Source organism: Chitinimonas arctica, assembly GCF_007431345.1.
Lineage (GTDB): Bacteria > Pseudomonadota > Gammaproteobacteria > Burkholderiales > Chitinimonadaceae > Chitinimonas > Chitinimonas arctica.
Genome location: NZ_CP041730.1, coordinates 1,296,323 through 1,321,981, shown reverse-complemented (window position 1 = coordinate 1,321,981; position 25,659 = coordinate 1,296,323). Strand labels below are relative to the sequence as shown.

The following is a 25,659-nucleotide window of genomic DNA, read 5'->3' as shown; positions in this document are numbered from 1 at the left end:
CATGGCCGGCAAAGTCCATCTGATCGGCGCCGGACCGGGTGCCGCCGATTTGATCACGGTGCGTGGCATGCGTCTGCTGCAAGCGGCCGACGCCGTGCTGTTCGACGCGCTGGTCCAGCCGGAGATGTTGCAGTACTGCCCCCAGGCGGTACTGATCCCGGTCGGCAAGCGCTGCGACAAGGCGTCCACCGCCCAGCGCTTCATCAACAAGATGCTGGTGGATGCCGCTCATAAATACGCGCGCGTGGTCCGTCTGAAGGGCGGCGATCCTATGCTGTTCGGCCGCGCCCAGGAAGAATTGGCCGCTTTGGACGAGGCCGGCATCGAGTACGAAATCGTGCCCGGCGTGACCGCCGCGCTGGCCGCCGCCGCCGATAGCGCCATTTCGCTGACCCGCCGGGGCTTCGCCCGCAATGTGCTGTTCGCCACCGCCAGGGTGGGCGAGGGCGAACAAACCAGCGATTGGCTCAAACCGGTCCTGGCCGCCGATACGACGGTCCTTTATATGGGCGTCAAGCAATCGGCCGCCATCGCCGCCGCCTTGCTGGCGGGCGGCATGCCACCCGATACCCCGCTGCTGATCGTGGAAAATGCCTCGCTGCCCGGCTGCCGCGAATTCCCGCTGACCCTGAGAGAACTTCCGCAAGCCGCCACATTCCAGTTGGACGGCCCGGCCATTTTGCTGATCGGCGAAGTCTACCGGGCGAAGTTGGCCTTGGCCGATGAGGTGCGCAAGGCCGGTTGAACCGCGCAGGGTGGCGGGTTTTCGGCCCGCCGCGCGCTACCTGAGCGGGGTCAGCAGCTCTATGTTGACTTTATTCCGCCTAAAATGCGTAAGCGAAGCCGTGCCAAAAAGTTTAAAAAATTCATCATTTGAAGTCGATATGACAAGATTCAACGCGTTCGCTTTTAATTTGCCGGCATAGGTTTTTTCTGTTGATTGCGTATTTAAATATTCAGGATGGAACTGCGTCAAAACCATGGGTGCCGCTACTGGATATTTTAACTCCGCGCCTTTTACCATGCCGTTATAGATAATTGTTGGCTCAATATGGTCTGTAGCAAATGGTTCTTGCTTCACTGCCTGGTGATGAGACACCGCGGATCGAAATGAATTTGGCAGCTTGCTTCCTAGAAGGTGTTTTGCAGGCGTATTGAATTGAAATCTCTGTGCGCCAAGTTGCCATGGGACATGTTGGTTTAGTTGTGCGCCAAATAATACATTTACCATTTGAAATCCTCGACATACAGCCATCAGCGGGATGCCTTTGTTAAATGCTGCATCTATTAATGCTATTTCCAATATGGAACGCCTGTAGTCGCCACTCCATTGGGTTGCTTCCGTCGCTTCGGCGCCATATAGCCTTGGTGGAATGTCCTCACCGCCAGGGAGGCAGATGCAGTTAATTCCGGTGGAAATTTTTTTTTGCCTTGCTCAATATCTTGGCAAAATTTGGATTGTCACAGGCGCTATGCCTGGCTGAGTCAATTAAGGTTTGCGGGATTGGTTTATTGCTTGGATGTTGACTGTTTGATATGGCTTGCTCAACCTCCTTGGTTAATTCATGTGGGTCAACCTTGTCGGGCTTGGTCGATATTCTCAATGGGACCGCTGATGCTGCATTTTGCAGTTTTAAATTTATTTTTGGACCTGTGATTCCCGGATTCTCTGGGTCGACTAATAATATTGCAATTGGCTTTGTGATTGCCGCGGTCGCTTCGGATTTGGCATCGAGGTGAAATCCTGCCCTATCCGGTTGATCAAAAAAAACCACATTATCGAGCTGGCTGGCGGTTATTTTGGAATTGACTATGCTCGCATCTAAAAAGTGTGTTCCGCAGAGATTCGAGCTTGAAATTTCAACATTGATAATGACTGCGTCTTCAAAGCTGGATTGTGTGATGTTACAGCCCAGGAAGGAGGTGTCTTCAATTTTTGCACCCGTGAACATTGCGGCTTCCAATGTGCAATTATGGAAAAAGCAGTTCTGTATTTTTGAATTTGCAAATGAGCTGTTGGTAAATTTACAGCTTGCAAATGTCACGTTTTTAAGTTCGGCTGCGGAAAAGTGGTTCAAGTTGATAATGCATCCCTTGAAGACCCTGTTGCATAATTTTTCTCCTTTAAAGCTTGCCTTCGTATTATAAATAATATCGGTAAAATGTGTTCGGCCTTTTATTGCCTTCTGTATTTTTTCATGCAAGAGTACATCTTTACTCATCTCATTAACGATCAGTTTTTCCAAAGAATGGATCGTTAATCCTGGAATTGACAGTTCCTGGTTGGTGTATTTATCAAAAACAACAGCACTGTTTTCAGAAAAATTCACCCTATATCTCTTTGATTCAATCTGATTGCCATTGTTCAACTCCCCAATCAGTACAGATGCACAGAAATCAAGCGCCTCATCTTCTTCCTGCGCTGCGCTGGCCTCCTGTAAAACATCGTACACCTCACATGCGCACAAATTTGACAACAATTCCTTGATCGACCCGCCGGTGTTATGGTTGATGGCTCGATCCGTGGTGCTCAAAGAATTCCCTAGTGGCTTGAAAGCCCTTGTAAAACATGCAAAATCCATTTAATTACTCGTCTCTTATCTGAAATATAGTCGATCTGGTATCCAAAATTCGACAGCCGGGCGTAAGGGGGGTATTTAAAAGAGCACCTCCAGCGTGTCTCCTTGGAGGCACTTATACAATTAAATCAACTGTCGAATGCGGGCGGTATCGTTGCCTGACGTGCCATGCGGCAACGTGGAGAACGTTTCAATTTTATGAATCATTAACCAACTGATATACAACACCAATACCATTTTCCCACTGGAAACAAAAAGGCACTATTGAGATTAAGATTTGTTTTCATATAATTTCAACGAGTTTCGCTAGCACCCCCTATAGCCGAATTCGTCCCGACGCAAAAAGTGCGCGAGCAAAATTTTTTAACGGGTTTCAGCGCTGCGCGAGCGCAACGGGAGGCCTTTGCCAAAAAAACAGGCCCGCGAATCGACGCGGGCCTGTTCCTATCTCGACTGAACCGCGGTCGAGGCTACTATGCCTACCAACCCAAATCGCGCAGCAAGGGGTAGGTCAGATCTTGCGGCGTATCCACCGAGCGCTTCACTTCTTCGGTGTCCTGCGGTTCCATCAGCAGATCCGGCTTGGCGCTGGTGTCGAAGTGCGATACCGAAGAGCCAGGCTGATACGGATTGGGCGTGAACATCATGACGCGGCCCTGGGTATCGGCGCCGGCGCGCAGGTTGTTGTTCAGACCCAGCGTGGCCTTCACGGCGCCGGCGCTGTTCAGGCGGGTCTTGATCCTGTCCGCGTCGGCCTTGGTGATACGGGCTGCCGGGATGGTGATGGTGGGATCGGAGCCGGCCAAGCCTGGTGGCGGCGAACCGGCCACGTTATCGGCGATGATCACGCCGATCGCGCCTGCGTCCTGGGCGTTCTTCACCTTGATGCTGAAGGTGCAGGTGCCACGGTCGATCAGCGCCAGCTTGCCTTGCACCGCCACCGCATTGGCAGCGGTCAGCGGCGTACAGGCCAGGCCGGTACCGTCGGCCTGGTCGCTCAGCTTGGCGATGGTGCCCGACAAGCCGCTAGCGGTCAGTGGCGCACCGAAGTCGGCCGCACCGGCCAACAGGTTGCCGGCGAGCGTGAGGGGCGCGGTGATCCGCAGTTGCGGCACACCGTTGCGCAGCACGTTCGGCACTTCGCGGGTGACATTGGCGCCGACCCAGACCAGGTTGCGGGAGTTGATGCCCGACGCCTTGCGCTCGGCATCGGTCATGGCCGACCACAGCTTGTTGGTGGTCAGGTCCAGCATGTGGTAATCCCACGCCGACGGCTTGCCGGTGCTGAGACGACGGCCGGTCTGGCCGTTGGTCAGGTTGGAGAAGCCCAGGCCATGGCCGAATTCATGCAGCAATACGCCGACCAGATCCGTTTTGCCGTTGTGCTGGCCATCCAGGCCCAGGTAGAAGCCGCCGCCCGCCAGGCAGTTTTCCGTGCCCAGGTTGGAGTTGAAGCGGGCTTGGATAACCGGGCGGCCGGCGAAATCGTCGGTGCCGATGATCTTGTTCGCCAGGGCGCCGTGGTACCAGGTGCCGCGCCGTGGTGCGCCACGGAAGTCCGAGCCCACTTCCAATGGACCGGCGGCGCCCAGCGTGGCGCTGTTGGCATCGCAGGTGAGCGGGTCGAAATTGGATTTGATGCGGATAGGCACGGCGCTATTGAGCTTGGCGCCCCACAGATCGGCTGCGGTCTGGAAGGCGATCAGGCGCTGCTGGCCAAGGGTGGTGCCGCTGTTGCCACCAATGGGGGCGACAGGGGTGGGGTCGTTGAAACCTTCACCGGGACCATCGGCGTTCACGACGATGATGGTGGCGGCGGCATTGGCCACCAGTGGCGCGCCGCCCAGCAGGCAGGCCAGTGCGGTCAGTGCGAATTGCTTGTTAGCGGTCATTGGCTTGTTCCTTCGGTGTGCTGGCGGTGGTGGCGTCCTGCTTGAGCAGCGCATCGGCTGCCTGCTTGCCTTCCACGCAATGCACTTTTACCGAACCGTCCGGCTTTCTTACTGCGATCGAATAATTCAGGTGTTCCTCGCCCAGGGTCATCGAGGTGCCGCCGCTACGGGTCTTTTGTACTTTTGGTTCGACCACGCGGTCAGGGATGGTGCGCGCACTGGCTTGTGGCCGGCGCGTGGCGGCATCCGGGCCACTTGCTTCATCGTGTTCGGGCTGGCGCAGCTTGCCGGTGACGGGGTCGCGATAGACCTTCAGGGCGGCTTCGCCCGAGGTGGCGGCCGGCGATCCGGCGGCCGGCGCTTCGGCAGCGGTCGCGCTGGCGGCTGCCGACAGCAGCATGCCGAGCAGCAGCGTGGAGATGCATTTACTAACCGGGATATCAATCACGTTTATTACCTCTTTTGTTGTAATTAGAAACCAGCTTCAACTGCATGCGCTTTCCCAAGCGCGGCTGCCATAGTGGGGTAAGGGAAAACACCTATGCAAATACCCAGAAAGCATTAGGGATAAAGAGCAACAGACTGTGTATAAGAAAAACACACTGCACTGAATTGGCTTGGCAGCGGGTCGTCCGCCGTGCAGGGGGAGCCCATGGAACCAAGCTGGATAGGGCTTGTGGCAGCGTCCAACTAAGTGCCATGAAAAAAACAGACGCTCCATGTTGCGACGAGAAAATTTTCGTTTCTTCCGTTTTTTGCCCACTATTGATCTGGCCGGATCTTGCATCCTGCTGGCGAACCGACCGTGTAAGGCCTTGTCGCAATAAGACAAACCGTTGCCGGACCTAGGGAATTCCCCAGTCTTAACGGGACGGTCCGCGACTACAATCCTGCGTCACCGGCCCATGCCGTTGACAACCGTGCCATCGACCGCCTGGACGATCGATGCCGCGGCGCCTGCCCCCCAAAGAAAAGATGAGGACGACTGTGAACAAGACCCATGTATTTGCCCTGACGGCGGTTGCCGCCCTGGTTTTGGCCGCTTGCGGCAACAAAGAGGCGGCTCCCGCCGATGCGGCCGCGCCGCAAGCCGCGAACGAAGTCCAGGTGGTGAAGCTGGGTTTCGCCGCACCGCTGACCGGCCCGCAGGCCCATTACGGCAAGGGCTACCAGAACGGCGTTTTGCTGGCGCTGGACGACGAGAACGCCAATCCGCCCACCATCGGCGGCAAGAAGGTCAAGTTCGAGCTGATGGCCGAGGATGACCAGGCCGATCCGAAGACCGGTACCCAGGTGGCACAGAAGCTGGTGGACGCCCAGGTGGCCGGCGTGATCGGGCACTTCAATTCCGGCACGTCCATCCCGGCTTCCAAGATCTATGCAGATGCGGGCTTGCCGCAGATCTCCATGGCCACCGCGCCGGCCTTCACCCATCAGGGCTTCAAGACCACTTTCCGGTCCATGACCTCCGATACCCAGCAGGGCAGCGTGATGGGCAAGTTCGTGGTGGAAAAACTGGGCGCCAAGAAGATCGCCATCATCGATGACCGTACCGCCTACGGCCAAGGCCTGGCGGACGAATTCGAAAAGGCCGCCAAGGCGGCCGGCGGCGAGATCGTCAAGCACGAGTTCACCAATGACAAGGCCACCGACTTCGCCAGCATCCTGACCACCATCAAGGGCGCCAAGCCCGATGCCGTGTTCTACGGCGGCGCCGATACCCAATCGGGCCCCATGGTGATCCAGATGAAGCGGCTGGGCTTGACCGTACCGCTGCTGTCGGGCGAGATGACCCGCACCGATAACTTCGTCAAGCTGGCCGGCAAGGACGCGGAAGGCACCATCGCCTCGCTGGCCGGTGTGCCGATGGAAAAAATGCCCGGCGGCAAGGACTTCGAAGCCCGCTTCAAGGCCAAGTATCAAGAGATGGAGATCTACACGCCCTATGGCTATGACGCTACCCGGCAGATGATCGCGGCGATGAAGAAAGCCAACTCCATCGACCCCAAGGCCTACCTGCCCGAGCTGGCCAAGAACAGCTATGCCGGCGTCACCTCCTCAGCCATCGCCTTCGACGACAAAGGCGACCTGAAGGATGGCGGCATCACCGTCTATAAGGTGCAGAACGGGGCCTGGACAGTGCTGGAAACGATAGGCGCCAAGTAATCTTTGTTGGCGATAGAAGCGCGGTCTCAGGACTGCGCTTTTTTTTCGGCCATTGTTACGCGGGTTCACGCGAACTGGCCACACCGCTTTCCTCCCGCCCCAATCTGGCCGCCCAGCTCATGGCTTCGATCTGCAGGCGATTCAGCTGGTCCCATTGCAGCTGCGGAAAGCCCGCCAGCAGGGTGGCGGTGACATCGTGGTCGGCCAGTTCCATGCCCTCCACCAGCCGCAGCAGCTGGCCCAGCCAGCCGCTGCGATGCAGCAAGGCTTCCTGGACCTTCTCTTCAAGGTTGAGTGGTTGGAGTATCTCGGCTATCGGCTTGCCGAACAGGGCATCCAGCAGGCTCAACATGCCGGTCATAAAGGCGCGGTCGGCCATGGCTTCATCACCGGGCTGCAGGGTTTGGCACAGCCTTTCCATCAGATGGCCACGCAGAGCGGCAGTCTGCACCAGCGGATCGGCCGCGGTATGGGTGGCCGATTGTTGGGCGAATACCATGATCTGCACCCAGCGGTGCAACTGTGCCCGCCCCAGCAGGGTCAGTGCGGTGCGCACACCGGAAATCTTGCGCGGCAGGCCGAAGGCCACTGAATTCACCAGGCGCAGTAAATGCACGGTCAGGTCAGGTGCGTGCTTGAGGGTATCTTCCAGTTCCTCGGTCTCGGCATCGGTGGCCACCTGGTTCAGTAGCTTGAGCAACAGCATGGCGGAGGGCTGGACTGGCTTGCCGCTCAGGATGGTGGGACGGGCGAAGTAATAGCCCTGGAACAGGTCGCAACCCAGCTCATGGCAGAAATCGCGCTGCAGGGTGGAATCGACCTTCTCGGCTAACAGTTGCACGCCGAACGGCTTGAGATGGCGCACCAGGGCCTCGGTCTCGCGCGACTGCATGGCCAGCACGTCCAGCTTGACCACTTCGATCAGCGGCAGAATGGCTTTTTGCGCTTCGTCGAAGCGGATCACGTCATCCAGCGCCAGCCGATAGCCGGCCGCCCGCAGGGCCCGGCAGCGTTCGATCACGGCTGGCGTGAGCGGTACGGTTTCGAGGATTTCCAACACCACGCGCTCTCGCGGCAGGATTTCGATTACATCGCTGCGCAGAAGCGGTTCGGATAGATTGATAAATCCCAACTTGTCTTCCAGCACCGCATGGAGGCCCAAGCCCGAAAACGCATGCTGCATGACCGCGGCGCTGGCGGCCACATCGTCCTGCACCTCCGCATTATTGTCCTGGCTGGTGCGAAACAGCAGCTCATAGGCGACCAGTTCGCGTTGGCGTCCGACAATCGGTTGGCGGCCGAGAAAAAATTGCGGGGTGGGCATGAGTTCGCAATCGGTGATTCATCTTATCGTAGCAAATGTAGCCACCCGCGCAGCCCCAACCCTTCGTCTATGCTTGGATCAGACACCAGACAAGACGCTCATGCCCTCCCTGGAAAACCTGGCCCGCCTGGAATGGCCTTATCTGCTGGCGCTCTGTGCCGGCATGCTGGCCGCCCTTTACCGCTATCGCCCGGCCGAACGCCGTAATGTGGCGCTGACCTTGCTGTACCTGATGCTGAGTGCGCTGGGCCTGCTGCTCGCTACCCTGTTGCGGCAGCATGGCTTGCAGGCCGGCGAGATACTGAACGAGATATTCACCATCCTGCTGGGGCTGGTCATCATCCGCTTGTTCGGCCTGGTGCTGTTTCGGCTGTTCTTGTCCGCCATCGGGGTGGAGCCGCCGCGCATCCTCGAAGATGTGCTGGTGATGCTCTGCTATTTGGGCTGGGGCCTGGTCAGGCTACGGTATGCCGGCCTGGACCTGTCGCAACTGGTTACCACCTCGGCGGTGATCACCGCGGTGCTGGCCTTCGCCATGCAGGATACGCTGGGCAATATCCTGTCCGGCATCGCCCTGCAACTGGACGACTCGCTCGACCTGGGGCAGTGGGTGAAGCTGCATGATTTCTCCGGACGGGTGCTGCAGATAGGCTGGCGCTCCACCCTGATCGAAACCCGTAACGGCGAAACCGTGGTGGTGCCCAATGCCTGGTTGATGAAAAACAGCTTCCAGGTCATCGGCAAGCGCTTCAGCAGCCATACGCTGCAGTGGCGGCGCTGGGTGTGGCTGGAAGTGGCATGGGAGCAGCCGCCCAGCCGGGTGATCGAGTTGATGCAACACGCGGTGCGCGAGGCCAGGATTGCCTTCGTGGCGCTCGATCCGGCCCCGCAGGCCGTGTTGATGGAAGCCAGGGATGGTATCGCCCGCTATGCCCTGCGCTACTGGCTGACCGACTTCGCCCAGGACGACCCGACCGATTCACAGGTGCGTGCCCATCTGATCACCGCCCTGGTACGGCACGGCGTGCCCCTGGCGGCGCCCAGCCACAATGTGCTGATGACCAAGGACAATGACAAGACCGCCGCCCAGCGGCAGGCGCTGGATATCGGCAAGCGGCTGACCGCATTGGAATGCGTCGCCTTGTTCGCCGATTTTACGTCGGAAGAAAGGGAGCACCTGGCCGAGCAATTGAGCTTCGCGCCGTTCGAGGCGGGCGACGTGATCAGCCGGCAGGGTGCGGTGGCACACTGGCTGTACATCCTGACGCTAGGTGAAGTGGATGTCTGGAATCACTACGATACGCCGCAGGCGGAGCTACTGGGGCACCTCAAGGCGGGGGGCTTTTTCGGTGAAATGGGCTTGATGACGGGTGCCCCCCGCTCGGCCACGGTGGTGGCGGGCAGCTATGTCGAGTGCTATCGGCTCGACCGGGCGGGTTTCCAGGCCATCCTGACCGCCCGGCCGGCGCTGGCCGATGCCTTGTCGAGCATATTGGCCCAGCGCCTGGCGGAGAACCAATTGCACCGGCGCGATGCCGGCAATGTCCAGGCCACGCCGCCGCCGGCCGAACTACGCGACAGGATCAAACGGTTTTTTAGTTTGTAAGGGAGCGGGACCGGCCGGCGGTCCCGCCATGGCTCATACGATATCGAGGTGATCCAGGCCTGCCATCGCGTCCCGGCCCTTGGATTCCTTCGACTGCAGCTTGATCTTCAGCCGCAGGTCGTTCACCGAGTCGGCATTGCGCAGGCCATCCTCGTAGCTGATCTTGCCGTCTTCGTACAGATCGAACAGCGCCTGGTCGAATGTCTGCATGCCCAGCTCGCGGCTCTTGCTCATGATCTCCTTGATCTCATGCACATCGCCCTTGAAGATCAGGTCGGAAATCAGCGGGGAATTGAGCATCACTTCCACCGCTGCCGCCCGGCCCTTGCCGGTACGCAGGGGAATCAGCCGTTGCGAGATAAAGGCCTTCAGGTTCAGCGACAAGTCCATCAGCAGCTGGGCGCGGCGTTCTTCCGGGAAGAAGTTGATGATACGGTCCAGCGCCTGGTTGGCCGAGTTGGCGTGCAGGGTAGCCATGCACAGGTGGCCGGTTTCGGCGAAGGCGACGGCGTAGTCCATCGTTTCGCGATCACGGATTTCGCCGATCAGGATGACGTCCGGCGCCTGCCGCAAGGTATTGCGCAGGGCGTTGTGCCAGCTATCGGTATCCACCCCGATTTCACGCTGGGTGACGATGCAGTTGCGGTGCTCATGCACATACTCCACCGGGTCTTCGATGGTGATGATATGGCCGTAGCTGTTCTCGTTGCGAAAGCCGATCATGGCGGCCAGCGAGGTCGATTTGCCGGAGCCGGTACCGCCGACGAAGATCACCAGGCCACGCTTGGCCAGTGCCACGTCCTTCAGCACCGGTGGCAATCCCAGTTCGTCGAACTTGGGGATTTCGGTGGTGATGGTCCGCAGTACCAGGCCGATGCGGCCCTGCTGCTGGAAGGCATTGCAGCGGAAGCGGCCGATGCCGCCGGGGCTGATGGCGAAATTACATTCCTTGGTGGCCTCGAACTCTTCCGCCTGGCGGTCGTTCATGACCGAGCGGCACAATTCCTTGGTGTGCTGGCTGCTGAGTTGCTGGCTGGACACCGGCGTCATCTTGCCGTCGATCTTCATCGCCGGCGGAAAATCGGCGGTGATAAACAGGTCCGATGCATTCTTCTGCCGCATCAGGCGCAGCAGATCGTGCATGAACTTGGTGGCTTGTTCCTTTTCCATGGCTTGCTCCGTGGCGTTGCGCGAAGAGGGCGCGTGCCGCCTTATTTGAAGTTGTCTGGGTTCATCGCCTTGCCACGGGCTTCCGCAGGGGTGATGAGGTTGCGGCGTATCAATTCGGTCAGGCACTGATCCAGCGTCTGCATGCCGTGCTGCTGGCCGGTCTGAATGGTCGAATACATCTGCGCGATCTTGTTTTCCCGGATCAGGTTACGGATGGCGGGAATGCCGATCATGATTTCGTGCGCGGCGACCCGGCCGGTGCCGTCCTTGGTCTTGAGCAGGGTCTGGGAGATGACCGCGCGCAGCGATTCGGACAGCATCGAACGGACCATTTCCTTTTCCGCCGCCGGGAATACGTCCACGATACGGTCGATGGTCTTTGCCGCGGACGAGGTGTGCAGGGTGCCGAATACCAAGTGACCTGTTTCGGCTGCGGACAGCGCTAGCCGAATGGTTTCCAGGTCACGCATTTCACCCACCAGGATAACGTCCGGGTCTTCCCGCAGCGCCGCGCGCAGGGAGTTGGCGAAACTCTTGGTATGAGGGCCGACCTCACGCTGGTTGACCAGGCATTTTTTCGATTCGTGCACGAATTCGATCGGGTCTTCCACGGTCAGGATATGGCCGTATTCATTCTCGTTGATGTAATTGACCATCGCGGCCAGGGTGGTGGATTTACCCGAGCCGGTCGGGCCGGTCACCAGTACGATGCCGCGAGGGGTTTCGGCGATTTCCTTGAATACCTTGGGGGCGTTCAGTTCCTCCAGGGACAGCACCTTGGACGGAATGGTACGGAATACCGCGCCGGCACCCCGGTTCTGCACGAAGGCATTGACCCGGAAACGGGCCAGGCCGGGGATTTCGAAGGAAAAGTCGCACTCCAGGGTTTCTTCGTAGGTCTTGCGCTGGCCGTCGTTCATGATGTCGTACACCATGTCGTGCACGTCCTTGTGCTCCATCGGCGGCAGATTGATGCGCCGTACGTCGCCGTGCACCCGGATGCAGGGTGGCAAGCCGGATGACAGGTGCAAGTCCGAGGCCTTGTTCTTGACCGAGAAGGCCAGGAGTTCCGAGATTTCCATTGTATTCGCTCGCTGTCTTTGCTTAAGCTGTTGATCCGCTTGAATTCGCTGTCTGCATGGACACCGCGAAAACAAGCAATTATGCCACCGTCAAGGTTGGATACTAGCCGTTTACCCCTTTTTTGTAGAAGCATTTGGACTGGGTTGCAGGAGTTTGCTATCGCAGCCCGATATTTTACTGCCAGTGGTAATGCATTAACGAGCGATAGCGAGGCTCCCTCGCGGCGGCGAGGGCGGGGGGAGTCGGACTATACCAAGCGAGGGGCGGTTCAGATGCCACGTACCGTTAGCACCCGGCTTTGCCGGGTGGTGATCTGCGGTTTGAGCATGCGCGATTATTTAGTGTATCTCCATGAATAGCGCGGCGATGCTTCCACATATAATTCATCGCTCAACGGCATCGGATTGAATTGGATTGGGATAAATGCCAGAAATCGAAAATACGCGCCTGGCCGTGTTGCAGCGCATTGACGAGGCACTGCGGCAGGCGGGTCGCGAACCGGGCGGGTGCGGCTTGCTGGCGGTCAGCAAGACATTCCCCGTCGAGGATGTACGCGCCTGCCATGCCAGTGGTCAGCGCGCCTTCGGCGAGAACTACGTACAAGAGCTGCTGGAAAAGCTTGAGCGCACGCGCGACCTGACTGATATCGAATGGCATTTTATCGGCCCATTGCAAAGCAACAAGACCCGGCCGGTGGCGGAGTCGGCCCATTGGGTACATAGCGTGGATCGCCTGAAGATAGCCGAACGGCTATCCGCGCAGCGGCCGGCCGCCATGCCGCCGCTAAATGTCTGCGTGCAGGTCAACGTATCGGGCGAAGCGAGCAAATCGGGCTGCGCACCGGCCGAAGCCAAGGCGCTGGCCCACGCGGTGGCGCGGCTGCCGGGCCTGCGCCTGCGGGGCTTGATGTGCATTCCCGAGCCGGACGCGGCGGGCGTGGACCTGGCCGGCCAGTTCGGCATCCTGCGCGCCTTGCATGATTCGCTGCGGGTGGAGGGATTGCCGCTCGATACCCTTTCGATGGGCATGTCGGCCGATCTGGAGATCGCCGTGGCGGCGGGCGCCACCATGGTACGGGTCGGTACCGCCTTGTTTGGCCGACGGCCTCCCGTGCTCGTTGGAGATGACATAAAGGACAGGATTTGAATCAATCTACTAAACAAGCGAGCCTCGCCGAGCTGGCTCGGTGGCTACGGGTGGAGGAGGGCGACGGGCGGGACCGATTGGAGTTGGCGTCGGCCTGGCAGCGCTTGCCGGACGGTGCGCCGGATCGGCTCACCGCCAAATTGGGCGCCGGCATGGCGGTGGGCATCATCGTCTTGCTTTCCCTGCAGGCGGTATTGACCCGCTCGGGCGTTGTGCTGGCCATCGCCTTGGCTGCGCTGGTACTGGCCCTTATGGTGGCTTGGCGTTTGCGCGGCTGGTTCTGGCTCACCCAGGTGGAGGTGGATGACGCACGGGTGTGCTTTGGCTTCCGTGGCGTCGGCGTGCCGCCCACTACCGCCTTGGCTCTCGACGATATCGTCAGCCTCGATTATCGCCTGGCCGACGGCAAGCTGGTCTCCCTCGCCCTGGCGCATCGCCAGGGTAAGCTGGTCCTGCCGTATACCGGTCAACCGGAGTTGGACAAACTGTACAGCAACTTGCTCAAACATCTTTTGCAAAAGCGCCGGCCGGCTATCGGCTTCGGCAAGGAAAGCGAACAACAATGAGTATCGTATTTATCGGCGGCGGCAATATGGCCACCGCCATGCTGGGCGGCATGCTGCAACAGGGTTTCGCCGCCAATGAGTTGCATGTGGTCGAGCCGGATGCCGCCAGGCGCGAGCAATTGCAAACCGACTTCGGCGTCGGTGCCTGGGCATTGGATGACCCGCTTCCCGACTGCGATATCGTTATCCTCGCAGTCAAGCCGCAGCAGTTGGCGGCGGTGGCAAAAGCCCGCGCCGCCGAGCTGGCCGGACGCCTGGTGATCAGCATTGCCGCCGGTATCCGGATGGCCGATCTACAACGCTGGTTGAAGTGCGAAGCGCCGAACGGCCCGGCCCGCCTGGTGCGGGTCATGCCCAATACCCCTGCATTGGTTCGAGCCGGGGTAAGCGGCGCTTGGCTGGGGCCGCACGCGCTGGCGGAAGACCAGGCGCAGGTTGACCGCATCCTGCGCAGCGTAGGCAGCGTGGTATGGGTGGAGGAAGAGACTCGCCTGGATGCCATCACCGCGATTTCCGGCTCGGGCCCGGCGTATGTATTCCATTTTATCGAATCCCTGTGTCAGGCCGCCGAACTGCAAGGCTTCGATGCCGCCACGGCCAGGCAGCTGGCCTATGGCACTTTCGAAGGTGCGGTTCGCTTGGCTTTGGACAGCCACGACGATGCCGCGACCTTGCGGGAGAAGGTCACCTCCAAGGGCGGTACCACGGCGGCGGCATTGAACAAGATGGCCGAACTGGGGGTCCAAGCCGCAATCGTTGCCGGCGCCCAGGCCGCGCGCGCCAGGGCGACCGAATTGGCCGACGAATTGGGTCGGGACAGCTGAATCCTGCACCGGCAAACAACCTGAACATGCCGTTCAATCCAAGTGGAGCACGCACATGCTGCAAGAAGCGCTGGCCTTTCTGATACGCAATCTCGCCAGCTTTTTTATCCTCAACCTGCTGCTGCGTTTCTATCTGCAGGTGGCACGCGCACCGTTTGGCCATCCCTTGGCGCAATTCACGGTCAAGCTGACCAATTTTGCCGTGCTGCCGGTTCGCCGGCTGGTGCCCAGCGTAGGCGGTTACGATTCGGCCACCATGCTGCTGGCCTGGTTCACCGCCGTGCTGATGCACTTCATTCTGCTTTTGCTGTCGCCCTGGCCGCTCAATCTGCTCGCACCTGCCGCGATGGGGGGGCTGATGATGCTGGCCGTGCTGGAGTTGATGAAACTGACCCTCTATTTGCTGTTCGGGGTGGTGCTGGTGCAGGCGGTCATGAGCTGGATGAACCCCTACAATCCGCTGGCTCCCCTGCTGGAAACCTTGAGCCGGCCATTTCTGCGGCCGTTGCGCAAATTGATCCCCACCATTGGCGGCGTGGATCTGAGCCCCCTGGTATTGATACTTTTGCTGCAGATGATCCTGAATTTCGGCTTGGCGCCCATCGAACAGCGCTTGTTCAACTATATCGCCTTTGCCTAGGCCAATATGAGTACGGCGCCGGACAGGCAACAGGCATGGATGCGCCCGGACGGCGGCGATTGGCTATTGCAGCTCTATCTGCAACCGGGCGCCAGGAAGACCGAGGTGGCCGGCCTGCATGACGGCGAGCTGAAGCTGCGCTTGAATGCGCCGCCGGTGGAGGGCAAGGCCAATAAGGCCTTGCTGGCTTGGCTGGCGGACTGGTTCGCCGTACCGCGGCACGGCGTGGTGCTCGAAAGTGGTGAACTGTCGCGCCACAAACGTATCAGGATAATCGGCAGCACCCGTTCACCGGCAGAGCTGCTGGCCTAGTGGCGAGGCTTATCCGGCAGTGGCCGTACCAAATCGTCCACGCGGGTGAACTCGCCTTCGAAGACGCCCTCCTGGGCGGCGGCGGCGGGGGGCGGGTATCGAAGCGCACGCTGCGGATGCCCGGCCAGGGCAGCAGTAACAATAGCGCGAACACATCGCTGACCGGACCGGGAAAGATGAACAGCAAGGCGGCTACCAGGCTGCGGGCGACCCAAAATAATCGCCCCAGCGGCACTTCGCCGCTGCGCATGCTGTCTACCAGGGCCCAGGCGGTGGTAAAGCGCCAGCTTTTGAGAATGCCCACGCCTATCATGGCGCTGGCGAACAACCAGAACGCGAGCCACCAGCCTATGTATTTGGCCAGCCAGATCGAAGCGGACAGCTCCATCAGGGGCAGGCCCAGCAGCAGCAGGCCGAGGAAAGGTAGAAGTCTGATCAACATGTGGATAACCCGTTCCAATGGGGTACTACGGTGTCATGTGCGTGAACGTGAGCCGACAAATAAGTTGGCGTCTCCATTCGCCCCGCACCACGCTTGTGTCAATATCCTGTCGCTCGCCGGTATCCCGACTATCGGCCAGGCCAAATCATAACCATCGACGAAATTGCCATGCCGACCAAAATCCCTGCAGCCCGTCGCGGCACACCCTCCGGACCGGCGCCATCCCTGACGCCAGCGATCCTTGCCTACCCATCGAGCAGTGTCTGGAGGGCGGCGGCATGAAACACTTCGTCTCGCTGCTGGCGGCAGGGTTCCTTTCGATTGGCGCATTCGCCGCCAACCCCGATGAGTTGCTGCCGCCGGAGCAGGCTTTCAAGCCTTCGCTGCAAAAAACCGGTGAAAAAACCGCCACGGTAAAATTCGAGATCGCCGATCGCTACTATATGTACCGGGAGCGGTTTAAATTCTCGCTGGTGGGACAAGGCGCCCTCAAGGCGGATTTTCCCGCAGGCAAGAAGAAGCATGACGAATATTTTGGCGAGGTGGAAACTTACCGCCATGCGGTCGAGTTGCCGCTCAGCAGCGATACAGCGTTTCCCCCGGGCGCCCAAGTGGAAATCGTCTCCCAAGGCTGCGCCGATGCCGGTGTCTGCTACCCACCCCAGACCGTGCAGCTGGCCCTGGCCGACGCCCCGGCCGGTGCCGCGCCGGACAAGCTGACGCAGTTGCTGGGGAGCACGGCAAGCCCCGTGCCCGCCACGGCCGCACCCGCTGGCGGTACCGGCGACGGCAGCGCCCTGTTCGCGTCCGGCAACCTGGCCGGATTGCTGGCCTTTTTCTTCCTGGCCGGCCTGGGCCTGGCCTTTACCGCCTGTATGTATCCCCTTATTCCCATCGTCTCGGGCATCGTGGTGGGGCAGGGCGGGGCAACAGGTAAATTGCGCGGCTTCGTCCTCAGCATGGTGTACGTGCAAGGCATGGCGCTCAGTTATGCCATCGCCGGCGTGGCCGCCGCGCTCTCCGGTACGCTCTTGTCGGCCGCCATGCAGAATCCCTGGGTACTGGGGGTCTTCGCGTCCTTTTTCGTGCTGATGTCGCTGTCGATGTTCGGCTTGTTCGAATTGCAGTTGCCGGGCGCCCTGCAATCGCGCCTGAACGATGTCTCCAATAAATTGCCGGGCGGTCGTTGGCTGCCCGTGTTCGGCATGGGCGCGCTGTCGGCGCTGATCGTCGGCCCCTGCGTGGCGCCGCCGCTGGCAGCCGCGCTGGGCTATATCGGCGCCAGCGGCGATGTCTTGCGCGGTGGCCTGGCGCTGTATGCCATGGCGCTGGGGATCGGCTTGCCGCTGATCGTGGTGGGTGTGGCCGGCGGCCATGTGCTACCCAAGGCGGGGCCGTGGATGACCCTGGTCAAGAATGTATTCGGCACCGTGATGTTGGCGGTGGCCTTGTGGATCGCGCATCCGGTGCTGCCGGATTGGCTGTTTATGCTGGCCTGTGCCGTGCTCGCCATCGGTGCCGGCGTCAGCCTGTCGGCCCTGGATTCGCTGCCGCCGCAAGCGCCGCCGGGCAAGCGTCTGGCCAAGGCGGCAGGGGTATTGCTGCTCCTGCTGGGCGTGGCGCAATTGATCGGCTTGCTGGCCGGTGCGCGCGACCCCTTGCAACCCTTGCGGACCTTTGGCGGTAGCGGGCGAGCGGCTGCTACGGCTCCCGCCTTGCCCTTCCAGCCGGTGGCCAGTTCCGCGCAATTGGACAGCGCGATTGCCGCGGCTGCCGGCAAGACGGTCATGCTGGATTTTTACGCCGACTGGTGTGTCAGTTGCCACGAGATGGAACGTTTCACCTTCAGCGATCCCGCCGTCCAGCAGAAGCTGGCCGGTATGGTGCTACTGAAGGCGGACGTTACCGCCGGTACGGACGAACACAAGGCCTTGTTGAAGCGCTTCGGCCTGTTCGGCCCGCCGGGCACCATTTTCTTTGGCCCGGCCGGTACGGAAATAGGCCAGCGTTTGATTGGATTCGAGGACGCAGCGGCGTTCCAGCGTCGACTTGCCGGTTTATAGACCGCCCCCCTTTATTGTGTTGTATGCGAAGCAGAACATGAATAAACCCGCTCTCTATCTCACCGTCGCCGGCTTGGCCATTGCCGCCGGTGCCGGCGCCGCCTGGTGGCATCACAGCCAGGCTGTTTCGGTAAGCACCGCGCCGGCCGTCGCGGCGGCCACGCCCGGTCTGTGGCAATCCAGCTTCAAGGATCTGCAAGGTAAGCCGCAAGCCTTCAGCCAATGGCAAGGCAAGCCCCTGGTGGTGAACTTCTGGGCTACCTGGTGCGCTCCCTGCCGCGAAGAAATCCCGGAATTCGTCGCCACCCAGGCTGCCCTGGGCGACAAGGTCCGCTTTGTCGGCCTGGCCATCGACAACCCGGCCGACGTGCAGAAATTCGTCAAGGAATTCGCCATCCCCTATCCGATCCTGGTCGGCGAGCAAGAGGCGCTGGATTTGATGAAGCGGGAAGGCAACCGCATCGGCGCGCTGCCTTTTACCTTGATCCTGGATGCAAAGGGTAACAAGGTGGCCGCGGTTCCGGGGCGCTTGGACAAGGCCAGCCTGGAGGCTTACCTGCTGCCGTTGAGCTAGGTTCGATCGGATGACGCGTGCCCATCACATGCCAAATTGGGTATAAATTCTTGATCGGGCTTTGATCCATTGACCGGGCCTTGGAACAACCGCATTGGCAAGTCGCCATTCAAGGCCAACTCGTGTTGTTCCGCGCAAACCCAGTCTGCAGGCCTCTTCCGCTTGGTAGCCATCCCATTGCGGAATGTTGCGCCGCAATAATTCACTTGCCTGCCCCAACCCCGCTCATATATATTCCGCGCCCCGGCGCTTGGCCGGGCGTGCCGTCGTCCCCGTTATGCGCGTCATCACATTGATTTATCGAAAAGAAACAAAATGCGCAAAGCAGGCGTGGCACATCGTTTGGCGGTACTGGGCAACCCACGTGGTACGGATTGGCTGGCACGGTTAGGTGCCTTGCTGGTGGGTGTCACGGTCCTGGCCGCCCCGCCGACCATCAATGTGCAGCGCACCCCCCCCGACGATGATCGTCGGGCAGGCGTACACCTCCAGCTGGTCCACCACCCACGCGACCGCCGTATCACTGAGCTGTACCGCCAGCGGTAGCGGCTACACCGTCAGCAATCTGGCCTTGGCCACCAGCGGCAGCGCGCCGGGTACCGCCAGCGCCGCCTATTAAAGTGATAAATTTCGTGCGCGCGGAGGAGATTGCTTTGTCATATCTGCATGATATGGAGCTGCAAGTCGAGCTGCCGTTGAAGTTTGTGGAAGTCTTGGAAGTGCCAGCCGGCTGGGTCTTTTCTTATAATGCTACTGCCTATGTTGACGACGGTGAAATAAATTGTGCTCTGGTTGGGAATGCACCACTCATCGTTGATCGCTATAGTGAGCAGGTTCATGTGTTCGGTACGGCACATCCTGTGGCTTATTATGTTGATGAGTACCAGAAAAAAGGATCGTGAATATAGTCGAACCCCTGTCGCAGTCTGCATTTTTAGTTCACATGCAACCTGTAGACCAGCAGAAGAAAGTTTGCGAAGCGATGGGGGTGCCCTTTACTTCATGTGATCCGCACATGAAAGTGGGCATCTCAAAAAACGTGCTCAGTGGGCTGCGGCCGTTAAACGGGCTACGCATTCGGCCGGAAGGGGATACGTGCGGCTGGGGAGGTTTGGTCTGACGCGCCGGACTTCTTTGTTCCATTGCATGCTGTGCATTTGAATGAATGGGCACCACTGGTCCTTAAGTATTTAGGGGTGCCACCTGGTTGGCGGTTCCTTGTGGCCGAAAAATACGAATACATGTGGGAGGATCTGGATTTACGGACCAATAAGCCCTGTCCTTTATCCGAGGATTAATCGGCGTTGAAATACTCCCTGTCGCCCTGGTCATTCAACCAAGGTGGCGGGCCTGAGTCGGCGCAGGCTTCCCAATACCCCGCTTCATAAGGTGGGGGTCCTGCTCGTTGGCGTCATCCCCCCATGGCCGCCAGCGTTCACTCGCGGTCACGCTATAATGCGCGCCTGGTCCTTACCCTCTACCCGCTGGAAACGCACGTTGGGAGGCTCGCTCTTTAAACTGGAAAATGCTGCCTGTGTGATGCGTGGGAAGCCGCGCTGCATCTGGGGTTCAGCAGTTTCGGTACGACACGACGTGGTGGGAGCACCTGATGCCGCAAACAATGGAAACACCGGTAGCGGAGGTGGCTGCACGAACTCTATCGTCTGCGAGCGTGACCCCGCAAAGCGCGCTAAAAATGAAGCTGACCATGCACGTGATCCGCGTACCGAGTTGAGCTGGAAGCGCTAAAAAGTGGCTCGCTGAATGCTGATCAAGTACCTCCCATTAGACTGGTAGAGAAAGATGGGAGGTTGTACACGCTTGACAATCGAAGGCTAGAGGCATTTCGCCGTGCAGGTATGAATATCCCTTACAGGATGGCAACCCATGAGGAAGCCATTAATGAAGGGTAGAAATTTACGTCAAAAAATGATGGCGCATCGTTGCGCATCCGAGGAGAATGAAATGGATTTGAAGCTTAAAACTGACACCGTGTCATCGCGTGATGATTTTATTGAATTCGTTGATGCGTTACGGCTTGACCTCTCAACTAATCGTACAAAATGGCAAAACGCATCGCTGGATGACTTTCTGGAAGCGCTCTCCGCTTGGGTGCAGGATATGGATGGGTATTACCTGAATAATAATTTGCCTATACCGACATCGCCAGAATGGAAGACGATTGCGGAAATGATGCTTGCTGCTAAATTCTACGAATAGAATGGAATCGAAGGGGAAGCGGTTAGTTCAGCAACTACTTTAGCTGTGGCTCATTCAAAGCACCGACCAAGATTGGTATCTCCATCAAAATTCCCCGTGCAGCCCTGGTCAATCGCCCAAGGCGACGGGCAAGAATCGGCGCAGTCTTCAAAACTTCCTGCATCATATGGTGGCGGCTCCTCAAGTCATGTTCTATGACATGGTTAGCACGTTGTATAGCGACCCGAAGTTGGCGGAGTCTTTCCGGAACGGGCATAACTTTGGGTATCGGCTGGGCTTTGGGTCGGCCATCATGGCCACAAAAACCGAGTCGAGTTCTTCCCTGAGCAGGTTGCCGCAAGACCAAGCAGTGAGCCCGGTAGCACCGGCTGCCCTGCCGACAAATCGGTCCATTGGTACAAGTGCAACTCAAAATGCCGAAGCACAACGAATCGTTGCGGAGCTAAAGGCAAAAGGATATATGGATATCCGCGTGAACCAGCATCAAGTTAATGCTGCAGGTCAGCGAGCAGGTGTGAATAGGCCTGATATTCAGGTACAAGCCCAGCAGGCCGGCGGGAGCACTTTGAGCTGTAAAATTAATATAAGAACGGTAGATTGAAAATGGCTATTTCAGATTTTGGTAGGCTTTCGGCTTCATTTGGATTGATAAAGTGCCCGTGCAAAATAGCTGCTGATGAGTTTCTGTTATGGCAGCAGGTCATCCTGAAGGAATGGGGGTTTGCAATTAAGGCGCAAGCGCTTGAGGGTGGTGCGGTGGATGTGGTACGGGCGCTTTCTCCCCGAACTGCACCAATCTCAACGCGGTACGTTTTTTGGACGCTTAATGAAAAATGGACACTCTATTTTGACAATGGAGCGAATGGGACGGATGCCGCTTCCCCTATGAGCGTTCTTTCATCACGGCTGAAAGTTGATTCTTTGCGAATCACAATGGCTGATGAGGTCAAGAACCCTGATTCTGGTCAAGTGATGCAATATCGGGCATCTATCTTTGAGTGTTACTCTGAAGGTGTTGATCGGCGCCACGTATTCTCAGCAAATGATGGTGGGAAATGGAAGTTTGGCGAGTCTGGTGACCCATTTGAGTTCGAGGATGTCGCGGCCTATAAGCTCAAGTCTATTAAAGACCGTCTGACCAATGCAATGATTCTTTCCTATCTTAAGAGGCTTGATGCGGACTTTGATGCTATTGGCGGGCATGGCTATTTGCTAACAAAGTCTGGGAAAATGCCGCCATCCTATAAGGAATTCAAGGATTGATCAACAAAAGGGCATAAGGGGCTATCTGTGGAGGCACTTTGCTTGCTACTCCCCATTTTATGGTTGAGCGATAACACGGCCTGGCTGCGTGACCATCCTATGGTTGGATGGGGCTTAAGGATGTGTTTGCTGGGGGTGCAGCATTCAAGAGCGGTAAGATATTTACCGTAACGGTTTGGGACTCGATTGAAGCAACAGAGCCTACTCGGGAGGGGACGGCTATTCCGCGCTCCTTTGTATTAAAAGCGGGTGGGGAAACGGTTCAGGTGCATGGCAATGCGACGGAACACCTTGCCGGGTATGCCGCTGGTATGGCACGGCGCGGCCTGTCTCCAGAAGCGGTTAATCTCGCCAGCGAGGTGCAATTGTCCAATTTGCAGTTAACTGTTACTCGTGCGATAGCAAACGGCGCGCCACTTAATACCTTAGTGAAGACGGGTGGTTGGGGATTGAAATTTTCTCAATGAGCGACCGATAAATATCCGGCGCTTATTCATGCAATGCAGGTTAAATAGGAGAGAGTTGTGTTGACCATATTATCTGTGGATCAATGCACATATCCAGATCCAGTGATAGAAGTTGATGACTATATACCTCTCTCTGTGAGGACTTATTCCGGGCTGCTGGGTGGTGTGTTGTATTTAAGATTAGGGGGTTCCAAGACTAATCTCTTGGAGCTTTTGCTGAGCCCGGAGTCGGGAGTGGTTCGGGGAATCACGCTGACGACGTTTGATAAAATGCATACTTCGAATATTCCAGAAGAGGGAGTAACAGAACAGGGGCTCCCAATTTTTGATCTTGGAAGTGATGATTTTAAGAGGCTGGAGAGTGGTTTTGGGTTTGATCAACACTGCCCGCTCTCCGTTGGGCTGCGGGACGATTTCGTAGAAATTGAATTATTTGGGATTTCTAGTTACAATAGGGCTATACGGCATGGGAAGATGGTTTTTCTATTAAATGGGATGGAGTTGGTTGGCGTTCGTGTCGAGCTGTCTAGGGAACAGGCAAAGAAATTCAAGTTGCATTTGTAGAAGTCCATGAAAAAGATACCTCTGTTTGAATTGGTTCCGGTGCCGCTAGATGCCGACGCCAGAGCGTTACCAAAATTTAAATGGGCCGCGAGTGAAGTTGGCACGCGCCATAAACTGGGAGGCACTCCTGATTTATTGCAGCAGGAAGACTTCCCGGTTTGCATTTGTTGTGGCGATGGCATGAGCTTTTATGGGCAGCTGGACTCGATAAATGACGAGTTTTGCATAGCGGACTGCGGGATGGTTTATGTGTTTATTTGTTTTGCCTGTAACGAGGTCAAAGCAATAATACAATCGTCCTAGCTTCAAAAGCGCATGGATTATGCCTGGTTGCTACCGCTATATAAACCAGTCAATGGAGATGATTTACAATCCAATGAGTAAGGAAGTTTGGCACATACAGCCAATCAGATAAAACCATGCGCAAAAAATGGCTTTTACTTATTTACTCTTTGTCCCTTTCTAAGGCTCGACAAAGGGTGAGTTGGTTAGAAAATGCTTTGGGTAAGGCTCAAAGTATTTCTGATGACGACAGCCGAAATGAGCCAGGCACCTATGCTGAGCTTTTTGCAGGTGAATGCGGGGAGTGGTTAACGCGGCTGTACTTTGAATTAATGGAAGGCATGCATGGCCTTCCTTATAGCCAGTGCAGTGACAGGATTGAAGCACTAGCGTTCCTTCAAGAGATAGTCGCGACTGCTATGTGGAAATACGGTTTGCCTGTCAGTGTAGAGTTGGAAGCTTTTGCGCGGGAGTTTGATAGGCTGGATGTTCCGGATGAGCGCTTCCGACTATATGAAAAGGCCCAAGAAGCCTAGAGCCGCTACATAGAAGTGGACAGTTGAGGCCATTACTCAGTCATCACACCTATTTTGCTGGTAAACAGTAGGTGCTTGTTCACAAAAATGGCGGTTGCGCTTGTACGAAAGCAGTATCTGCGATCGCAGCTACTAAAAGTCCGAGGGGTGGTAAGCCAATAGGGGCTGGCATTTCTGAGGTGCGAGCTAGAGATGGTGCGCGGGTCTATTTCAGGATGGTGAGGGATCAAATAGAAATTCTAGGTAAATCCGCAAAAGATAACCAGCAGAGCGTTATCAATGAGATACACGAGCTTTTTGGAGGCTAGTCAATGCAAGCTTTTGATGTGCAGATATTATCTCGAGAGAGTGAAGTAAACATTGACGATGGCAACGTTGATGTGGAAATTTCCTTGGAGGATGGGGAGGTATATTCAGCGACATTCTTCACTCTGACGAATTTGAAAAATCTCATGGCCTCCTATCGAAAGAGTGGGGAGTGTGCAGGCGGTCTGTATATTTGGGCCGCAGACATGGCGCTACCGATGCGCGGGATGAGATGTAACAAGCCGCCTGCCCTTTCGGGCAGGGATTGCCTTTATTCCACAATCAAAAGCTTACCCGATTTCATACGAAGACTTACCCGGGTATTATCTTGACTCGCTGTTACCGTAACCAGCGCGTTCGTTTTGGTAACGCTTACACAAATTCCCTTTAGCGTTAATGCCGCATATGCAGAGGCCGATGTATCCACGGGGGTGAAGTGGTAGTTTTCGCTAGTGATCCACCCCTCCGTGGTAGTGTCGTGCTTGGTGCGCTTGAAGTCAATTTCATCCACTCGAATCATTTCTATCTGGCTAAAATCCTCTGGACGGCATTTATTGACCTCCGAGATGGTTTCTTTGGTAAATTTGACCAATACCGACGGTACGTCGCGGTGATTGCTGGGATTGTTTCCTATTGGCAACTTTACGATCTCTGAGGCATCCCCCGGTGCGAGAACGGCAGTTTTCCGCTGCGGCGGCGATGGCGCACCTTCAAGTGCAATGGCCAGCTTGTTACTCGGGGTTAACATAAAATTCACGTAGCTCCCCTCTTTCTCATATTGTGCAAGTATAGAGAATTCCGGATTTCTACTCCATTCAATGTAAATTGAACTCAAAGAAAGAGATTCAAGGGAGACTGCTGGCGTGTCAATAGGAACAAGGCGATTGGTGCTTTTAAATCCGAACCTTTCTCGATAGAATTTTAATCCGCGGTATTCTATCTCTGTCACTGTGCCAAATTGCTCTTGGGCGCACTTTTTACAATGCAGCAATATCTCTAATAGAAAGTCGGACACCTTCTTCGGGACGGAATGGGAAATTCCGAGGCTGTTTGCTTGCGGGACGAAGACGGTATTGGGTTCGTTACGCACTGTAACGAGCTTACTTTCTGGCGGCGTAGGATTTGGTGAGGTTGGTGTTAAATGCGTTATTAGGCTATTGTGTTCTATAATAGGAATATTATTTTGGATTGATCCATTGTGCTGAGTGGAAGCTGGTTTCCTTGAGGCGAAGTTAAATTTTTGCAAAAATGACCAGAATCTTTTAGAGATGGAGGTCTGCTGATTACTGAGTTCTTTTGATTCTCCTTTGGGAGATTGCTCAGGATTGTTAATGGAGTAAGAAGGGCCGCGGATTAGCGTGCTGGTTTGAGTTGGTGCTTCTATTTTTCTGGATGAAAAGCATGAGCTAAAGCAATAATAAATAAAATTCATAACCCCGATCCTTTTGAATGTACTTATTCGGCGCTCTCGAGCGGTCTGGCAATTGGCGGCGATAAGGTATTGCTGTTCTTTGCCAGGAGGCGCAATAAAACTCCATTCTTTAATGTTCCCCGATAACCAAGCAGTTGGCTATTGTAAAGCTTGCGTAACTTCATGTTTCGACAATTATATTTTAGGCGCCACGAAAAATACC

Annotated in this window: 27 protein-coding genes and 1 pseudogene; 19 read left to right on the top strand and 9 right to left on the bottom strand. The window is 57.0% G+C overall.

Annotation, left to right across the window (positions count from 1 at the left end; translation table 11 throughout):
- The first annotated feature begins 1 nt into the window (after position 1).
- A complete protein-coding gene (cobA, locus tag FNU76_RS05855; RefSeq protein WP_143856837.1) occupies positions 2–745 on the top strand; it encodes a uroporphyrinogen-III C-methyltransferase in 744 nt (247 codons plus the stop codon).
- A gap of 36 nt (positions 746–781) precedes the next feature.
- On the opposite strand, the gene FNU76_RS05850 is transcribed toward cobA, so the two are convergent.
- The 4 genes from FNU76_RS05850 to FNU76_RS05835 form a co-directional block, all read right to left on the bottom strand.
- Positions 782–1,375, bottom strand: a complete 594-nt coding sequence (locus tag FNU76_RS05850; protein ID WP_263405654.1) for a gamma-glutamyl-gamma-aminobutyrate hydrolase family protein — start codon at positions 1,373–1,375, stop codon at positions 782–784.
- Positions 1,376–1,403: 28 nt separating this feature from the next.
- A complete protein-coding gene (locus FNU76_RS05845; protein WP_143856835.1) occupies positions 1,404–2,582 on the bottom strand; it encodes a pentapeptide repeat-containing protein in 1,179 nt (392 codons plus the stop codon).
- Between the two features lie 476 nt (positions 2,583–3,058).
- Positions 3,059–4,471, bottom strand: coding sequence for a PA domain-containing protein (locus FNU76_RS05840; protein ID WP_143856834.1), 1,413 nt, complete (start codon positions 4,469–4,471; stop codon positions 3,059–3,061).
- Positions 4,461–4,919, bottom strand: coding sequence for a post-PEP-CTERM-1 domain-containing protein (locus FNU76_RS05835; protein WP_143856833.1), 459 nt, complete (start codon positions 4,917–4,919; stop codon positions 4,461–4,463). Before FNU76_RS05835 ends, FNU76_RS05840 begins: the two co-directional genes overlap by 11 nt.
- Before the next feature lie 527 nt (positions 4,920–5,446).
- Between FNU76_RS05835 and FNU76_RS05830 the strand changes: the two genes are divergently transcribed.
- Complete coding sequence (locus FNU76_RS05830) at positions 5,447–6,637, top strand: branched-chain amino acid ABC transporter substrate-binding protein (protein ID WP_143856832.1); 1,191 nt, start codon at positions 5,447–5,449, stop codon at positions 6,635–6,637.
- Between the two features lie 55 nt (positions 6,638–6,692).
- Here the strand turns inward: FNU76_RS05830 and FNU76_RS05825 are convergent, their stop codons facing one another.
- The gene (locus tag FNU76_RS05825) at positions 6,693–7,961 is read right to left on the bottom strand and encodes an EAL and HDOD domain-containing protein (RefSeq protein ID WP_143856831.1); all 1,269 of its coding nucleotides are present in this window, start codon (positions 7,959–7,961) and stop codon (positions 6,693–6,695) included.
- Positions 7,962–8,061: 100 nt separating this feature from the next.
- On the opposite strand from FNU76_RS05825, the gene FNU76_RS05820 reads away from it, so the two are divergent.
- A complete protein-coding gene (locus tag FNU76_RS05820; RefSeq protein WP_179958366.1) occupies positions 8,062–9,567 on the top strand; it encodes a mechanosensitive ion channel family protein in 1,506 nt (501 codons plus the stop codon).
- A 33-nt stretch (positions 9,568–9,600) separates the two neighbouring features.
- Here FNU76_RS05820 and FNU76_RS05815 read toward each other — a convergent pair whose 3' ends face one another.
- Positions 9,601–10,737, bottom strand: a complete 1,137-nt coding sequence (locus tag FNU76_RS05815; protein WP_143856829.1) for a PilT/PilU family type 4a pilus ATPase — start codon at positions 10,735–10,737, stop codon at positions 9,601–9,603.
- 41 nt (positions 10,738–10,778) lie between these two features.
- Positions 10,779–11,819, bottom strand: coding sequence for a type IV pilus twitching motility protein PilT (locus tag FNU76_RS05810; protein WP_143856828.1), 1,041 nt, complete (start codon positions 11,817–11,819; stop codon positions 10,779–10,781).
- A gap of 424 nt (positions 11,820–12,243) precedes the next feature.
- On the opposite strand from FNU76_RS05810, the gene FNU76_RS05805 reads away from it, so the two are divergent.
- The 5 genes from FNU76_RS05805 to FNU76_RS05785 are packed head-to-tail and all read left to right on the top strand — an operon-like array spanning position 12,244 to position 15,308.
- Positions 12,244–12,966 carry a YggS family pyridoxal phosphate-dependent enzyme gene (locus FNU76_RS05805; protein WP_143856827.1) on the top strand — a complete coding sequence of 241 codons (723 nt, stop codon included), beginning with the start codon at positions 12,244–12,246 and terminating at the stop codon, positions 12,964–12,966.
- Positions 12,963–13,532, top strand: a complete 570-nt coding sequence (locus FNU76_RS05800) for a hypothetical protein (protein ID WP_143856826.1) — start codon at positions 12,963–12,965, stop codon at positions 13,530–13,532. Before FNU76_RS05805 ends, FNU76_RS05800 begins: the two co-directional genes overlap by 4 nt.
- Positions 13,529–14,356, top strand: a complete 828-nt coding sequence (gene proC, locus FNU76_RS05795) for a pyrroline-5-carboxylate reductase (protein WP_143856825.1) — start codon at positions 13,529–13,531, stop codon at positions 14,354–14,356. The genes FNU76_RS05800 and proC overlap by 4 nt, the downstream gene beginning before the upstream one ends.
- Before the next feature lie 55 nt (positions 14,357–14,411).
- A complete protein-coding gene (locus tag FNU76_RS05790; RefSeq protein ID WP_143856824.1) occupies positions 14,412–14,996 on the top strand; it encodes a YggT family protein in 585 nt (194 codons plus the stop codon).
- A gap of 6 nt (positions 14,997–15,002) precedes the next feature.
- A complete protein-coding gene (locus tag FNU76_RS05785; protein ID WP_143856823.1) occupies positions 15,003–15,308 on the top strand; it encodes a DUF167 domain-containing protein in 306 nt (101 codons plus the stop codon).
- On the opposite strand, the gene FNU76_RS05780 is transcribed toward FNU76_RS05785, so the two are convergent.
- Positions 15,262–15,750, bottom strand: coding sequence for an FxsA family protein (locus FNU76_RS05780; RefSeq protein WP_143856822.1), 489 nt, complete (start codon positions 15,748–15,750; stop codon positions 15,262–15,264). The genes FNU76_RS05785 and FNU76_RS05780 overlap by 47 nt on opposite strands.
- 278 nt (positions 15,751–16,028) lie before the next feature.
- Here FNU76_RS05780 and dsbD point away from each other — a divergent pair, with 278 nt between their 5' ends.
- From dsbD to FNU76_RS05725, 11 genes and pseudogenes are all read left to right on the top strand, one after another.
- The gene (dsbD, locus tag FNU76_RS05775) at positions 16,029–17,813 is read left to right on the top strand and encodes a protein-disulfide reductase DsbD (protein WP_143856821.1); all 1,785 of its coding nucleotides are present in this window, start codon (positions 16,029–16,031) and stop codon (positions 17,811–17,813) included.
- A 37-nt stretch (positions 17,814–17,850) separates the two neighbouring features.
- A complete protein-coding gene (locus tag FNU76_RS05770) occupies positions 17,851–18,387 on the top strand; it encodes a TlpA family protein disulfide reductase (RefSeq protein WP_143856820.1) in 537 nt (178 codons plus the stop codon).
- Positions 18,388–18,702: 315 nt separating this feature from the next.
- Complete coding sequence (locus FNU76_RS24415; RefSeq protein WP_223879239.1) at positions 18,703–18,933, top strand: hypothetical protein; 231 nt, start codon at positions 18,703–18,705, stop codon at positions 18,931–18,933.
- A gap of 74 nt (positions 18,934–19,007) precedes the next feature.
- Complete coding sequence (locus tag FNU76_RS05760) at positions 19,008–19,289, top strand: YrhB domain-containing protein (protein ID WP_373279708.1); 282 nt, start codon at positions 19,008–19,010, stop codon at positions 19,287–19,289.
- Positions 19,290–19,330: 41 nt separating this feature from the next.
- A pseudogene (locus tag FNU76_RS25385) lies at positions 19,331–19,685 on the top strand (immunity protein Imm33 domain-containing protein).
- A 589-nt stretch (positions 19,686–20,274) separates the two neighbouring features.
- Positions 20,275–20,607: a DUF7660 family protein gene (locus FNU76_RS05750; RefSeq protein WP_223879238.1), complete on the top strand. Its 333-nt coding sequence runs from the start codon at positions 20,275–20,277 to the stop codon at positions 20,605–20,607.
- Positions 20,608–21,210: 603 nt separating this feature from the next.
- A complete protein-coding gene (locus FNU76_RS05745) occupies positions 21,211–21,870 on the top strand; it encodes a hypothetical protein (RefSeq protein ID WP_143856816.1) in 660 nt (219 codons plus the stop codon).
- A 107-nt stretch (positions 21,871–21,977) separates the two neighbouring features.
- Positions 21,978–22,337, top strand: coding sequence for a hemagglutinin (locus tag FNU76_RS05740; RefSeq protein WP_143856815.1), 360 nt, complete (start codon positions 21,978–21,980; stop codon positions 22,335–22,337).
- A gap of 57 nt (positions 22,338–22,394) precedes the next feature.
- Complete coding sequence (locus FNU76_RS05735) at positions 22,395–22,901, top strand: hypothetical protein (RefSeq protein WP_143856814.1); 507 nt, start codon at positions 22,395–22,397, stop codon at positions 22,899–22,901.
- A gap of 6 nt (positions 22,902–22,907) precedes the next feature.
- Positions 22,908–23,204, top strand: coding sequence for a DUF1963 domain-containing protein (locus tag FNU76_RS05730; RefSeq protein ID WP_143856813.1), 297 nt, complete (start codon positions 22,908–22,910; stop codon positions 23,202–23,204).
- 116 nt (positions 23,205–23,320) lie between these two features.
- Positions 23,321–23,719: a CdiI-like immunity protein gene (locus tag FNU76_RS05725; protein WP_143856812.1), complete on the top strand. Its 399-nt coding sequence runs from the start codon at positions 23,321–23,323 to the stop codon at positions 23,717–23,719.
- 577 nt (positions 23,720–24,296) lie between these two features.
- Here the strand turns inward: FNU76_RS05725 and FNU76_RS05720 are convergent.
- On the bottom strand, positions 24,297–25,457 hold the full coding sequence (locus FNU76_RS05720) for a hypothetical protein (protein ID WP_143856811.1): 1,161 nt from the start codon (positions 25,455–25,457) through the stop codon (positions 24,297–24,299).
- Positions 25,458–25,659 lie beyond the last annotated feature (202 nt).